Origin of the sequence: Actinomadura syzygii, from assembly GCF_008085905.1 — a bacterium.
In the GTDB taxonomy this organism is placed as follows: domain Bacteria; phylum Actinomycetota; class Actinomycetes; order Streptosporangiales; family Streptosporangiaceae; genus Spirillospora; species Spirillospora syzygii.
The window spans coordinates 179,644-193,858 of the sequence record NZ_VSFF01000010.1 but is presented as its reverse complement, the minus strand read 5'-3'; the positions used below and the strand labels follow the sequence as shown (position 1 = coordinate 193,858).

The window sequence follows — 14,215 nt, the reverse complement described above, 5'->3', positions numbered from 1 at the left end:
AAGGCCCGGCTGATGGTCGAATCAACTCACACGAGGTCAACTCCCGCGGCGGGCGGCGCCGCGCGCGACGGCGGCGCGGAGCGCTCCCAGATCAAGATCGTCGTGCCGGACGACCACTCGATGGTGAGCCTGCTCGGCTCCCGGGACGAGTCGCTCCACGCGATCGAGCGCGCCATCGGCGCCGACATCGACATCCACGTCCGCGGCAACGAGATCACCGTGACCGGCCCGGAGACCGAGACCGACCTCGTCTCCCGGCTCTTCACCGAGATGCTCGAACTGCTGAAGGGCGGCACCCAGCTCACCCCCGACGCCGTCGAGCGCAGCCTCGCGATGCTGCGCGGCGAGAGCGGCGCGCGCCCGGCCGAGGTCCTCACCCTGGACGTCCTGTCCAGCCGGGGCCGCACGATCCGGCCGAAGACGCTGAACCAGCGCCACTACGTCGACGCGATCGACAAGCACACGATCGTGTTCGGCATCGGCCCGGCGGGCACCGGCAAGACCTACCTGGCGATGGCCAAGGCCGTCCGCGCCCTCCAGGACAAGAAGGTCAACCGGATCATCCTGACGCGCCCGGCGGTGGAGGCGGGGGAGCGGCTCGGGTTCCTGCCCGGAACGCTCTACGAGAAGATCGACCCGTACCTGCGCCCGCTGTACGACGCGCTGCACGACATGGTCGACCCCGACTCCATCCCCCGCCTGATGGCCGCCGGGACGATCGAGGTCGCCCCCCTCGCCTACATGCGCGGCCGCACCTTGAACGACTCGTTCATCATCCTGGACGAGGCGCAGAACACCTCGCCCGAGCAGATGAAGATGTTCCTCACCCGGCTCGGGTTCGGGTCGAAGGTCGTCGTGACCGGCGACGTCACGCAGGTCGACCTGCCGAACGGGCAGCTCAGCGGGCTGCGCGTCGTCCAGGACATCCTGGACGGCGTCGAGGACATCCACTTCTCCCGGCTCGACAGCCGCGACGTCGTCCGGCACCGGCTCGTCACCGACATCGTCGACGCCTACAACCGGTACGACGAGCAGCGGATGCCGCAGATCAAGCCGGGCGGCGGCGGGGCCGGCAAGCGGAGGCGGCGGTGACCGTCGAGGTCGTGAACGAGTCGGGCGTCCCGGTCGACGAGACCGCGCTGGCCGGGCTGTCCCGGCACGTCCTCGACGGGATGCGCGTCCATCCGCTGGCGGAGCTGTCGATCCTGCTGGTCGACGAGGCCGCGATGACCGAGCTGCACGAGAAGTGGATGGACGAGCCCGGCCCCACCGACGTCCTGTCGTTCCCGATGGACGAGCTGCGCCCCGGCCACCTGTCCGGCGGCTCCGACGACGACGAGGACGCCGACCCCGCGCTGCTCGGCGACGTCGTGCTGTGCCCGGCGGTGGCGGAGCGGCAGGCCAGGGACGCGGGCCACGGCACCGGCGACGAGCTGGAGCTGCTGTGCACGCACGGCATCCTGCACCTGCTCGGCTTCGACCACGCCGAACCCGACGAGCACAAGGAGATGTTCGGGCTGCAGGCCGAGCTCCTGACGTCCTGGCGGGAGAAACGCGGCGGCTGATGAGCACGACGCAGGCGTGGCTGTCCGCCCTCGCGGTGGGCCTCGTCCTCACGGCGGGCCTGCTGGCCGGCATCGAGACGGCGCTCGCACGCGTGTCGCGCGTCACCGTAGAGGACGCGCTGCGCGAGGGGCGGCGCGGCGCCAAGCGGCTGGCCGAGGTCGTCGCCGACCCGGCCCGCTACGTGAACATGGTCCTGCTCCTGCGGATCGGCTGCGAGCTGGTCGCGACCGTGATCGTCGCCGACCTGTGCATCACCTGGCTGGACGAGACGTGGCGCGCCTACGTCACCGCCGCCGCCGTCATGATCGTGATCAGCTACGTGGTGATCGGGGTCGGGCCGCGCACGCTCGGCATCCAGCACGCCGACCGGATCGCGCTCGCGGGCGCGGCGGTGATCCACCCGGTGACCCGGGTGTTCGGGCCGCTGCCCCGGCTGCTGATCCTGCTCGGCAACGCGCTCACGCCCGGCAAGGGGTTCCGGGAGGGGCCGTTCGCGTCCGAGGCGGAGCTGCGCGACCTGGTCGACCTCGCCGAGCAGCGCAGCCTGATCGAGCCGGACGAGCGCGAGATGATCCACTCGGTGTTCGAGCTGGGCGACACGCTCGTCCGCGAAGTGATGGTGCCGCGCACCGACATCGTGTTCGTCGAGCGGACGAAGACGCTGCGGCAGGCGATGTCGCTGGCGCTGCGCAGCGGGTTCTCGCGTATCCCGGTCGTCGGCGAGAACGAGGACGACGTCGTCGGCATCGCCTACTTGAAGGACGTCGTCCGGCGCAGCCAGGAGCACCGCGAGGGCGAGTCGGTGGAGACGGTCGACTCGGTGATGCGTCCCGCGACCTACGTCCCCGACAGCAAGCCGATCGACGAGCTGCTCCGCGAGATGCAGGCCCGCCGGATCCACCTCGCGATCGTGATCGACGAGTACGGCGGCACCGCCGGGCTCGTCACCATCGAGGACATCCTGGAGGAGATCGTCGGTGAGATCACCGACGAGTACGACGTGGAGATCCCGCCGGTGACCTGGCTGCCGGACGGCGCCGCCCGGGTCACCGCCCGGCTCCCCGTCGAGGACCTCGCCGAGCTGTTCGACGTGGAGATCGACGCCGAGGACGTCGAGACGGTCGGCGGGCTGCTGGCGCACGCGCTCGGCCGCGTCCCGATCGAGGGGTCCACGGCGCGGGTCGGCTCCGGCGGCGACGGGCCCGTCCTGTCGCTCAAGGCCGAGACGATCGCGGGCCGCCGCAACCGCGTCGGGACCGTCCTCGTGCGGTCGGTCGGCGCCCCGCCCTCCGGCGACTAGGACCGGGCGCCCTCCGGCGGCTAGTCGGCGAGCGTCCGGCGCAGGGTCCCGTCGGGCCCGGCGACCAGGACGGCGGCCTTCGGCCCGAGGTCGCGGACGGCGGACACGTCGGACGGGTCCGGCCCGTCGGCGGCGGTGACGAGCGCGGCGGCCTCCAGGTCGTCGGCGCCGCTGGACGCGGCCATCGCGACGGCCGTCTTCAGCGCCGACAGCTTCAGCGACGGGAGGTCGACGGCGGCGGCGGCGTAGGTGCGTCCCGTCCCGTCGCGGACGGCGGCGCCCTCCGCGGCGCCGGCGCGGGCCCGCGCCGCCCTGGCCAGGGTGATGATCTTCGCGTCCTCGGGGTTCAGCTCACTCACGCCCCCAAGCGTACGGGTCCGGGCGTCCGGGCTTCGCAAGCGGCGCCCGGCGGGGGCACCGGCCGTCGCAAGTCACCTGCAAGTGGACGGCAACCGCCGCGCGTGATCCTCGGACGATCCGATCGAGGATTCTGGGGGAGAAGGACATGTCCCGTCTGCTCTACCGCCTGGGGAAGGCGGCGGCGCTGCGCCCGTGGCGGTTCGTCGCCGTGTGGCTGGTGCTCATCGGCGCGATGGCCGGTCTGGCGGGCGTCGCGGGCGGCGCGCTGCACGACGACTACACGCTGTCCGGGACGGGCTCGCAGCGCGCCACCGACCTGTTGAAGGAGCGGTTCCCCGCGCTGTCGGGCGCGGACGCGAGGGTCGTCGTGCACGCCGAGTCGGGCAAGGTCGACCAGGCGGCGCTGGCGACGGCGTCGGCGGAGCTGCGCAAGCTGCCGCACGTCAGCGAGGTCGACCCGGCGCCGCCGGGCCGCGACGGCGCGACGGCGCTGCTGACCGTCCAGTACTCGGTGCCCGTCACCGACCTGAAGCCGAAGGAGACGCTCGACCGGCTTGAGACGGCGACGCGGAACCTGGACGCCGCCGGATACCAGGTGGAGTTCGGCGGCCAGGTGCCGGAGAACGTGACGGCGCCGGGCGGCCTCGCCGAGGCGGTCGGGATCGTCGCGGCCCTGCTGATCCTGCTGCTGGCGTTCGGGTCGGTGGTCGCGGCCGGGCTGCCGCTCGCGGTGGCCCTCGCCGGGCTCGGCGTCGGCGTCACCGGGATCACTGTGCTGGCCGCGGTCACCGACGTCGCGACGACCGCGCCGACGCTCGCGACCATGACCGGGCTCGGCGTCGGGATCGACTACGCGCTGTTCATCCTGACCAGGCACCGGGAGGGCCTCGCGGGCGGGCTCGACGTCCCGGAGGCGGCGGGCCGCGCCAACGCCACCGCCGGGCAGTCGGTGATCTTCGCCGGGTTCACGGTGCTGCTGGCGCTGTCCGGGCTCGTGCTGTCCGGGACGCCGGTGTTCATGACCATGGGCTTCACCACCGGGCTCGTCGTCGCGACGACCGTGCTCAGCGCCGTGACGCTGCTGCCCGCCGTGCTCGGCCTCGCCGGACGCCGGGTGCTGCGCCGCCGCGACCGCGCCGCCGGCGCGGTGATCAGCGTGGAGTCGCCGCGGGTCAGGCGGTGGGCGCGGCACGTCGGGCGGCACCCGTGGCCGTGGCTGCTCGCCGGGTTCGCGCTGATGGTCGCGCTCGCCGCGCCCGCGCTCGGCATGCGGACGTGGCCGAGCGACGCGAGCAGCGAACCGACGTCCAACACCGTCCGGCAGGCGTACGACCTGGTCGCGGACGGCTACGGCCCAGGGGCGAACGGCCCGCTGCTCGTCGCCGTCGACCTGGAGAAGGTGGACCAGAGCGCCCTGCCCGGCCTGGCGGACGAGCTCGCCCGGACCGACGGCGTCGCGTCCGTCGCGCCGCCACGGGTCTCCCCGGGCCGCGACGCCGCCGTGATCGCGGTCACGCCGGACTACGGCCCGCAGGACAAGCGGGTGACCGGCCTCGTCGACCGGATCCGCGCCGACGCGCTGCCGTCCGGCACGGAGATCACCGGGCTGACCGCCGTGTACGTGGACCTGTCCCGGGTCCTGGCGGACCGGCTCTGGCCGGTGATCGGCGCGGTCGTCGCCACCTCGTTCGTCATGCTGATGATCGTGTTCAGGTCGCTGCTGGTGCCCTTGAAGGCGGCCGTGATGAACCTGCTCTCGATCGGCGCCGCGTACGGGGTGCTCACCGCAGTGTTCCAGTGGGGGTGGGGCGCGGGGCTGCTCGGGCTGCCGCACAGCGTCCCGGTGTCGAGCTTCATCCTGCTGCTGATGTTCGCGGTCCTGTTCGGGGTGTCGATGGACTACGAGGTCTTCCTCCTGTCGCGGGTGAAGGAGGAGTGGCTGCGGCACGGCGACGCGCGCGGGTCGGTGTCCACCGGCCTCGCCGCCACCGGGCGCGTCATCTCCAGCGCCGCGCTGATCATGGTCGCGGTGTTCCTCGGCTTCGCCGCCGACCCGGGCCTCGTGATCAAGCAGATGGGGGTGGGGCTCGCGGTCGCGGTGGCGCTGGACGCGACCGTCGTCCGGCTGGTGCTGGTGCCCGCGACGATGTCGCTGCTCGGACGGGCGAACTGGTGGCTGCCCCGGCCGCTCGCCCGCGTCCTGCCGGAGATCGACCTGCACGGCGGGTCGGTGCCCGACGCGGCGCCCGTGCGGGAGCCCGAGCCCAGCCGCACCTGAGCCGGAGGGCGAGAGGCGCCATGACCGCGACGCCGGAGCGCGGGGTCATGGCGCCTCGCCTCCGGCGGACCGGGGGACGACCTAGAAGGGCGGGGACGAGATGTCACGGTTAGTCTGATCGGGTCATGTCGACCGTCGTACGGGTGCTCGGAGCGTTCGGGGTCGAGGTGGCGGGCGCGCCCGCCGACCTCGGCGGCCCGCGGCAGCGCTCGGTGCTCGCCCGGCTCGCCGTCGCGCGCGGCCGGATGGTGCCCGCCGACCTGCTCGTCGAGGACCTCTGGGCGGGGACGGTCCCGCCCGCCCGCGCCGCCGCCGGGCTCCAGTCGTTCGTGTCGCACCTGCGCCGCGCGCTGGAGCCGGACCGTCCGCCCCGCACGCCCGCGAGCGTCCTCGTCACCGAGCCGCCCGGCTACGCGCTCCGCCTCCCCGACGCGAACGTCGACGCCTGGCGGTTCGACGCGCTGGTCGGCGAGGCCGCCGACCTGCTGGAGGCGGACCCGGCGGCGGCCCGCCGCCGCGCCGAGGCCGCGCTCGCCGCCTGGCGCGGGCCCGCCTACGCCGAGTTCGCCGCGCTGCCCTGGGCCGCGAACGAGGCGGCCCGGCTGGACGAGCGCCGCCGCCTCGCCGTGGAGCGCCGCGCCGAGGCGATGCTGCGGCTCGCGTCCGCCGCCGAGGCCGTGCCCGACCTGGAGGCCCACGCCGCCGCGAACCCGCTGCGGGAGGAGGCGTGGCGCCTGCTCGCCCTCGCCCTCTACCGCGCCGGACGCCAGGGCGACGCGCTCGGCGCGCTCCGCCGCGCCCGCGCCGCGCTGACCGAGGAGCTCGGCGTCGACCCGGGGCCCGCGCTGCGCCGCCTGGAGGCCGACATCCTGGCGCAGGCGCCCGCGCTGGCCGAACCCGTCCGCCCCGTGCTGCGAGCCGTGCCGGAGCCCGCGGACGAACCCGAGCCCGGACCCGCGTTCGTCGGACGCGCCGCCGAGCTCGCCCGCCTCGGCGCCGCCGCCCGCGACGCCGCCGCCGGACGGGGCGGTCTCGTCCTCGTCGGCGGCGACGCGGGCATGGGCAAGACCGCGCTCGCCGAGCGGTTCGCGCGGAGCCTCGCCGGACGCGGCTGGACGTGCGCCTGGGGCCGCGCCCCCGAGACCGGCGGCGCGCCCGCCGCCTGGCCGTGGGCCGAGCTGCTGCGCGAGCTGTCCGCCGCCGCGCCGCCGCCCGCCGACCTCGCCGGACGCCTCGCCCCCCTGCTGGACGACGCGGTGCGGGCCGCCGCCGATCCGGAGGCCGACGTCAGCACCGGCCGGTTCCGCCTCCACCTCGCCGTGGGCGACTACCTCGCCGGGCTCGCGGACGGCGCGCCGCTGCTGCTCGTCCTGGACGACCTGCACTGGGCCGACGAGGAGACGCTCGCGCTGCTCGCCCGGCTCGCGGGACGGCTGCGGGACCGTCCCGTCCTCCTCGTGACGACGTTCCGGCAGACGGAGGTCGGCGACGGCCTCGCCGCCGCGCTCGCCGCCCTCGCCCGGCACGAGCCCGCGCGCATCGACCTGCGCGGGCTGTCCGCGCCCGAGGTCGCCGCGCTGGTCCGCGAGACCTGCGCGACCGGCCTGGACGACGCCGAGCTGTCCGCGATCGCCGAGCGGACCGGCGGGAACCCGTTCTTCACCCGCGAGACGGCCCGGCTGCTCGACGCCGAGGGGCTGCCCGCCGCCGTCCGCCGGGTGCCCGCCGGGGTCGGGGACGTCCTGCGCCGCCGGATCGGGCGGCTGCCGCCGTCCGTGCGGTCCGTGCTGCGCGACGCCGCCGTCGTCGGCCGGGACGCCGACCTGCGCGTCCTCGCCGACCTCGCCGGGGACGAGGACGCCGTGCTCGACGCCGTCGAGGCGGGCCTCGCGGGCGGCCTCGTCACCGAGCCGGAGCCGGGCCGGATGCGGTTCGCGCACGCGCTCGTCCGCGACACCCTCTACGACGGGATCTCGCGGGCCCGCCGCACCCGGCTGCACGGCCGCGTCGCCGTCGCGCTGGAACGGCACGGGCCCGGCGAGGCCGCCGCGATCGCCCACCACTACCTGGAGTCGGGCGCGGACCCGGCGAAGGCCGTCCAGTACGCGCGGCGCGCGGCCGCCGCGGCCGAGGCCCGGTTCGCGCACGGCGCCGCCGCCGCGCTCTGGACCCGCGTCGTGGACACGCTCCGCGCCGAGGGGCCGGACTCGACCGGGGACCGGCTGGCGGCGGAGGTGTCCGCCATCCGCGCGACCGCGCTCGCCGGGAACGTCGTCCAGGCCAGGGAGCGGCGGGCCGCCGCCATCGCCGACGCCCGCGCGTTCGGCGACGTCCGCCTGCTCGCCCGCGTCATCGTGAGCTTCGACGTCCCGACGCTGTGGACGAGCCGCGAGTACGGCACCCTCGACCGCGCCGTCGTCGACGCCGCCGAGGAGGCGCTCGACCGGCTCCCGGCCGACGAGCGCGAGCTGCGCGTCCGGCTGCTGACCACGCTCGCGATCGAGCTGGAGGGGGAGCAGCGCGACCGTGGCGTCACCGCGTCCGCGGAGGCGCTCGGCACGGCCCGCGACCTCGGCGTCCCCGAGCTGGTCGCCGTCGCGCTCAACGGCGCCTACATCAACGCCTACCGGTCCGCGGACGGCCTCGCCGAGCGGCGCCGGTTCGCCGCGGAGCTCCTGGACCTCGCCACCGCGCACGACCTCGGGTCCTACCTCGTCCTCGCGCACCTGCAGCTCCAGCACGCGGCCGTCGCCGCGCTCGACCGGGACGCGGTGCGCCGCCACCTGGACGAGGGGCACCGGCTCGCCGAGCAGTACGGCCTGCCGCTGCTGGCGAAGATCGCGGTCTGGGAGGGCGGCCTCATGCGCGCCTTCGGCGCCCCGCCGGACGAGGCCGAACGCGCCTACGAGCAGGTCAACGACACGATCGGCCGGACCCGGATCTGGGCCAGCGAGCAGGGCATGGCGTTCCTCGGGACGTTCGCCCTGCGGCTCGTCCAGGGCCGGGTGGGGGAGATGGTGGACGGCACCGCCTGGCTGCACCGCCAGTGGGAGCACGTCGACGCCACCGCCGACCTCCACGCCCTCGCGCTCGCCGCCGCCGGGCGTGTCTGCGACGCCCGCCGCGTCGTCGCCGAGGCGGGGCCCGTCCGGCGCGACTACTTCTTCGACCTGACCATGCCGGTGCGGGCGCTGCGCGCCATCGCCCTCGGCGACCGCGCGCTGGCCGAGGAGGCGTACGCCGAGCTGCTCCCGTACGCCGGGCACTTCACGGGCGGGGCCACCGCCGTCGCCACGTTCGGCCCGGTCGGCAGGGTCCTCGGCGATCTCGCGCTGTTCCTGGAACGCCCCGCCGAGGTCGCGACCGGGCACTACCGGGAGGCCGCCGGGGCCGCCGACCGGCTGGGCGCGCCCTACTGGGCCGAGGACGCCGCGTCCGCCCTCGCGCGCCTCGGCGTCCCCGCCGCCTGACCGGAGCCGCCTGACCGGAATGGCGGAAGCCCTGGTCCGGGTGGGCGACAATTGGAAGGTGACGAGACTGGGAGACGGGACGCCCGAGGGGTTCCGGGCGGGGTTCGCCTGCTTCATCGGACGGCCCAACGTCGGCAAGTCGACCCTGATGAACGCCCTGGTCGGCACCAAGGTCGCGATCACCAGCAGCCGCCCGCAGACGACCCGCCGGGCGATCCGCGGGATCGTCCACCGGCCGGACGCGCAGCTCGTCGTCGTCGACACCCCCGGCCTGCACAAGCCGCGGACCCTGCTCGGGGAGCGGCTCGACAGCCTCGTCCGGTCCACGCTGACCGAGGTGGACGTGATCGGCTTCTGCGTCCCTGCCGACCAGCCCGTCGGCCCCGGCGACAAGTACATCGCCCGCGAGCTCGCGGGCGTGAAGAAGACCCCGGTCGTCGCGATCGTGACCAAGACCGACCTCGCCTCGCCCGACCAGGTCGCCGAGCGGCTCGCCTCGGTCGGCGGGCTCGGCGACTTCGCCGACATCGTGCCGTGCTCGGCGGAGCGCGGGTTCCAGGTCGATCTGGTCGGCGACCTGCTGATCTCCCACCTCCCGGACGGCATGCCCCTCTACCCGGAGGGCGACCTCACCGACGAGCCCGAGCAGGTCCTCGTCGCGGAGCTGATCAGGGAGGCGGCGCTGGAGGGCGTCCGGGACGAGCTGCCCCACTCGATCGCCGTCGTCGTCGACGAGATGAACGCCCGCGAGGGGCGCGCCGACCTCGTCGACGTCTACGCGCACCTGTTCGTCGAGCGCTCCAGCCAGAAGGGCATCATCATCGGGCACAAGGGTGCCCGGCTCCGCGAGGTCGGTGCGGCGGCGCGCCGCCAGATCGAGGCGCTGCTCGGCACGAAGGTGTTCCTCGACCTGCGGGTCAGCGTCCTGAAGGACTGGCAGTGCGACCCGAAGCAGCTCCGCCGCCTCGGCTTCTACGACTGATCCCGCTTCGGCTCCTCGGGGGCGTCCGGCGTCTGGCGCGGCTCCGGTTCGCCGTGGTCGTTCGGCTCCTCGCGGCGGCCCCACGCCTGGTCCTCCTGAGGCCAGACCGCGTAGGGGTCGGCCTGGTACCGCGGATCCGCGTAGTACTGCTGGCCCTGGTCGTACTGCTGATCCTGGTCGTACTGGGGGTACTGCTCCGCGGCGTCCCGCCGCCGCGGCTTGGACACCCGCTCGCCGATCGGGCGGGCCAGGCTGAACCCCACCACCAGCAGCGACGTGATCACCGCCGTGTACCAGCCGTAGCGGACGGTGATCTGGTACCCGACGTCGAGCCCGCTCTGCGGCAGGTTGTCGCGGACGTCGCCGAGCCGCAGCACGAACACCCCGCACATCAGCAGGGCGAGCGTCCCGGGGATGGCGGCGAGGCCGCCGATCCGGGGGTCGCGGCCGAGCAGGTCGCCGAACGCGAGCGCGATCGCGATCACCGCCAGCACCGGGACGGCGAGCACGAGGTCGTCGGCGTCGATCCCGGCGACGCTGCCGATGTCGCGGCCGACCGGCTGCCCGAACAGCTCGACGACGATCGACGCGTGCGCCCACGGCAGGAACGCCGACACCACCAGGGCCGCCGCGGCGGCGATCAGCGCGAGCGTCCACGCGGCGCCGCCGTACCGCACGGGCCGCTCCGCCGCCGGAGCGGGCTCTGCCTGCGCCTCCGCCTGGGGCGGCGGGTAGCCGTCGACGGGCGGCAGGAAGGACGGGCGCGACCGCGCGCGGCCCGCCTCGGAACCCAGGTCACCGGTCATGAACCCAGCGTAAACGCAGGGATGCCGTTGGCCGGGACGGCCACGTCGGGCCCCGCCGATCGGTAGTTTGTAAGGAGTCCGTTATGGGAGGAGAGCGCCGGTGTTGCTCGTTTTCGGCCTGACGGCGGTGTTCCGTACGGTCAGCGAGGGGACGTTCCACTGCCCGCAGTGCGGGGGCGACCGCGCCTACCGCAGGCGCGCCGGGCGGCGCTGGCTCTCGGTGTTCTTCGTCCCGCTGGTGCCGCTGTGGCGGCTCGGCCAGTCCGTGGAGTGCCGGACGTGCCGGGCCCGCTTCCCCGTCTCGGCCCTGCGGACGCCGACCGCGCAGCGGATGGCCGAAACCCTCGCGGCGGGCATGCGGGCCGCGGCCGCGCTGGTGCTCCGCGCGGGCGACCCCGGGAACGCGGCGGCCCGCGCCCGCGCCGTGGAGACCGTGACCGGCTACGGCGAGCCCGAGTACGACGGCGGGGCGATCGACGCCGACCTCGCGCTGCGCCGGACGTTCCTGGAGCGCGAGGTCGTCGGCGCCGGGGCGCAGCTCGCCGTGGAGGCCAAGGAGTGGTTCCTCGCGCAGGTCGTCCGGATCGGGCTGGCCTCCGGGCCGCTCGGCGAGCCGCAGCGGCGCGAACTGCACGGTATCGCGGACCTGCTCGGCATGTCGCCCGCCTACGCGCTCGGCGTGATCGTGACCACCGAGGGAGCTGCGCGCTAGATGTGGACCGCTCCCAGCGCCAGGTCCGCGGAGCTGACGCCCGGCATGGGCCGCGCCCTCGTCCGCGCACCCGGCCCGCGCCTCGCGGAGGGCCTCGTCACGCACGCCGACCGGCGTCCGGTGGACGTGGCGCTCGCCATGCGCCAGCACGCCGCCTACACCGCCGCGCTGCGGTCGGCGGGCTGGCGGGTGAGCTCCGTCGCCGCCGCCGACGACCAGCCCGACGCCGTGTTCATCGAGGACGCGCTGATCGTCTGCGGGGACCTCGCCGTCCTCGGCCGGTCCGGGGCGGAGGTCCGGCGCGGCGAGCTGCCCGGCGCGGAGCGGGCCGCGCGACCTCGGCCTGCGGATCGAGCGGATCGAGGCGCCCGGCACCCTGGACGGCGGCGACGTCCTCGCCGTCGGCGACACCGTCTACGCGGGGCGCGGCGCCCGGACGAACGAGGAGGGCATCTGCCAGCTCGCCCGGCTGCTCGGCGGGCGGCGGGTCGTCCCGGTGGACGTGCGCGGCTGCCTGCACCTCAAGTCGGCGATGACCGCGCTGCCGGACGGCGGGCTGATCGGCCTGCCCGAGCACGTCGACACCTCGGTGCTGCCGTGCATGCGGGTCGTCCGGGAGCCGGCGGGCGCGCACGTGGTGGTGCTCGGCCCCGACCACGTGCTGATGGCGGCGTCCGCGCCGCGCACCGCGGCGAGCCTCGCGGCGGACGGCCTGCGCGTCACCAGCGTGGACATCAGCGAGTTCGAGGCGCTCGACGGCTGCGTGACCTGCCTGTCCGTGCTCGTCCCTTGACACACCGGCGTCTCAGCATCCGGACGCCGGTTTCCGGAACCCGGATTCCATCTGTTAGCTTGGCTGACGTGACGCGTGAGCTGCTCCTCCTTAGCGGCCGCAGCGGGGGCCTGTAACGGGTCGGCTCCCTCGCTGCGGGGCTTCGGCGTGACGTCCGGCCGCGAGGTTCGAGCAGAGAGATCACATCGCATGTATCCGCAACAGCAGTCCTCCGGCATGCCCTTCCAGCGCTACCGGCCGTTCGCCCCGATCAAGCTGACCGACCGCACCTGGCCGGACGCCGTGATCGCCGAGGCGCCGCGCTGGTGCGCGGTCGACCTGCGGGACGGCAACCAGGCCCTGATCGACCCCATGGACGCCGACCGCAAGCTACGCATGTTCGAGCTGCTGGTACGCATGGGCTACAAGGAGATCGAGGTCGGCTTCCCGGCGGCCAGCCAGACCGACTTCGACTTCGTCCGGCAGATCATCGAGGAGGGCCGGATCCCGGACGACGTCGTCGTCCAGGTGCTGACGCAGGCCCGTCCCGAGCTGATCGAGCGGACCTTCGAGTCGGTGCGCGGCGCCAAGCAGGCCATCGTCCACCTGTACAACTCGACGAGCACGCTCCAGCGCCGCGTGGTGTTCGAGCAGGACCGCGACGGCATCACCGCGATCGCGGTCGAGGGCGCCAAGCTGTGCGCCAAGCTCGCCGAGGACATGGGCGACACCGAGATCTTCTTCCAGTACTCGCCCGAGTCGTTCACCGGCACGGAGCTGGAGTACGCGGTCGAGGTCTGCGACGCCGTCACCGACGTGTGGAAGCCGACGCCCGAGAAGAAGGTCATCGTCAACCTGCCGGCGACGGTCGAGATGGCCACGCCGAACGTGTACGCCGACCAGATCGAGTGGATGAGCCGCAACCTCGCCCGCCGCGACTCGGTCGTCCTGTCCCTGCACCCGCACAACGACCGGGGCACCGCCGTCGCCGCCGCCGAGCTCGGCTACATGGCGGGCGCCGACCGCATCGAGGGCTGCCTGTTCGGCAACGGCGAGCGCACCGGCAACGTGTGCCTGGTCACGCTGGGCCTGAACCTGTTCACGCAGGGCGTCGACCCGCAGATCGACTTCTCCGACATCGACGAGGTCCGCCGCACCGTCGAGTACTGCAACCAGCTGCCCGTCCACGAGCGGCACCCGTACGGCGGCGACCTGGTCTACACCGCGTTCTCCGGCTCCCACCAGGACGCCATCAACAAGGGCTTCGACCACCTGCGGCGCGACGCCGACGCCGCCGGGGTCCCGGTGGAGGAGCACCGCTGGGAGGTCCCGTACCTGCCGATCGACCCGCACGACGTCGGCCGGACGTACGAGGCCGTGATCAGGGTGAACAGCCAGTCTGGCAAGGGCGGCGTCGCCTACGTCATGAAGACCGAGCACTCGCTGGAGCTGCCGCGCCGGCTGCAGATCGAGTTCTCCCGGGTCGTGCAGCGGCACACCGACGACGAGGGCGGCGAGGTCACCGCCGAGCTCATGTGGGACATCTTCCAGCGCGAGTTCCTCACCGGCGGCCCGCGCGCGGGCCTGCTGGCGCACCGCGCCACGTCCCGGGTCGACGAGAAGGACGCGCTGAGCTGCGACATCCGGCTGGACGGCGAGATCCGCGAGATCGAGGGCGTCGGCAACGGCCCCGTCTCGGCGTTCGAGGACGCGCTCGCCACCGTCGGGATCGACGTCCGCGTCCTGGACTACGCCGAGCACGCGATGAGCGCGGGCGGCGACGCCCGCGCCGCCGCCTACGTCGAGTGCGAGGTCCAGACCGGGGCGGGCGGCAGCGCGACGGTCTGGGGCGTCGGCATCGACGGCAACATCGTCACCGCGTCGCTGAAGGCGATCCTGTCGGCGGTGAACCGGGTGGCACGCGACCAGCAGTGACACCGGCGCGGACGGTCTTCGGGGGGCGCGGGGC

General features: G+C 74.5%; 11 protein-coding genes. 9 read left to right on the top strand and 2 right to left on the bottom strand.

The genetic code is table 11. From position 1 onward, the window contains the following. Window positions 1–12 precede the first annotated feature (12 nt). Genes FXF65_RS26275 through FXF65_RS26265 form a run of 3 tightly spaced genes read left to right on the top strand, consistent with a single transcriptional unit; the run spans window position 13 to window position 2,866 of the window. Window positions 13–1,092, top strand: a complete 1,080-nt coding sequence (locus tag FXF65_RS26275) for a PhoH family protein (protein ID WP_148352704.1) — start codon at window positions 13–15, stop codon at window positions 1,090–1,092. Next, window positions 1,089–1,565 (top strand): rRNA maturation RNase YbeY, encoded by a 477-nt coding sequence (gene ybeY, locus FXF65_RS26270; RefSeq protein WP_148352703.1) that lies wholly within the window; start codon window positions 1,089–1,091, stop codon window positions 1,563–1,565. Before FXF65_RS26275 ends, ybeY begins: the two co-directional genes overlap by 4 nt. Beyond that, on the top strand, window positions 1,565–2,866 hold the full coding sequence (locus FXF65_RS26265) for a hemolysin family protein (protein WP_187412514.1): 1,302 nt from the start codon (window positions 1,565–1,567) through the stop codon (window positions 2,864–2,866). The genes ybeY and FXF65_RS26265 overlap by 1 nt, the downstream gene beginning before the upstream one ends. 20 nt (window positions 2,867–2,886) lie before the next feature. Here the strand turns inward: FXF65_RS26265 and FXF65_RS26260 are convergent, their stop codons facing one another. Beyond that, window positions 2,887–3,225 (bottom strand): cytidine deaminase, encoded by a 339-nt coding sequence (locus tag FXF65_RS26260; protein ID WP_148352702.1) that lies wholly within the window; start codon window positions 3,223–3,225, stop codon window positions 2,887–2,889. A gap of 146 nt (window positions 3,226–3,371) precedes the next feature. On the opposite strand from FXF65_RS26260, the gene FXF65_RS26255 reads away from it, so the two are divergent. From FXF65_RS26255 to era, 3 genes are all read left to right on the top strand, one after another. Next, window positions 3,372–5,504 (top strand): MMPL family transporter, encoded by a 2,133-nt coding sequence (locus FXF65_RS26255; RefSeq protein ID WP_148352701.1) that lies wholly within the window; start codon window positions 3,372–3,374, stop codon window positions 5,502–5,504. Between the two features lie 125 nt (window positions 5,505–5,629). Beyond that, window positions 5,630–8,974: an ATP-binding protein gene (locus tag FXF65_RS26250; protein ID WP_148352700.1), complete on the top strand. Its 3,345-nt coding sequence runs from the start codon at window positions 5,630–5,632 to the stop codon at window positions 8,972–8,974. Between the two features lie 58 nt (window positions 8,975–9,032). Beyond that, a complete protein-coding gene (gene era / locus FXF65_RS26245; protein WP_246199111.1) occupies window positions 9,033–9,956 on the top strand; it encodes a GTPase Era in 924 nt (307 codons plus the stop codon). On the opposite strand, the gene FXF65_RS26240 is transcribed toward era, so the two are convergent. After that, the gene (locus FXF65_RS26240; protein WP_148352698.1) at window positions 9,947–10,762 is read right to left on the bottom strand and encodes a hypothetical protein; all 816 of its coding nucleotides are present in this window, start codon (window positions 10,760–10,762) and stop codon (window positions 9,947–9,949) included. The genes era and FXF65_RS26240 overlap by 10 nt on opposite strands. Window positions 10,763–10,862: 100 nt before the next feature. Here FXF65_RS26240 and FXF65_RS26235 point away from each other — a divergent pair, with 100 nt between their 5' ends. From FXF65_RS26235 to leuA, 3 genes are all read left to right on the top strand, one after another. Next, complete coding sequence (locus FXF65_RS26235; protein WP_148352697.1) at window positions 10,863–11,474, top strand: hypothetical protein; 612 nt, start codon at window positions 10,863–10,865, stop codon at window positions 11,472–11,474. Between the two features lie 496 nt (window positions 11,475–11,970). Then, on the top strand, window positions 11,971–12,267 hold the full coding sequence (locus FXF65_RS46145; RefSeq protein WP_342787533.1) for a hypothetical protein: 297 nt from the start codon (window positions 11,971–11,973) through the stop codon (window positions 12,265–12,267). A gap of 189 nt (window positions 12,268–12,456) precedes the next feature. Beyond that, complete coding sequence (gene leuA, locus FXF65_RS26225) at window positions 12,457–14,181, top strand: 2-isopropylmalate synthase (RefSeq protein ID WP_148352696.1); 1,725 nt, start codon at window positions 12,457–12,459, stop codon at window positions 14,179–14,181. The last annotated feature ends 34 nt before the right edge of the window (window positions 14,182–14,215 follow it).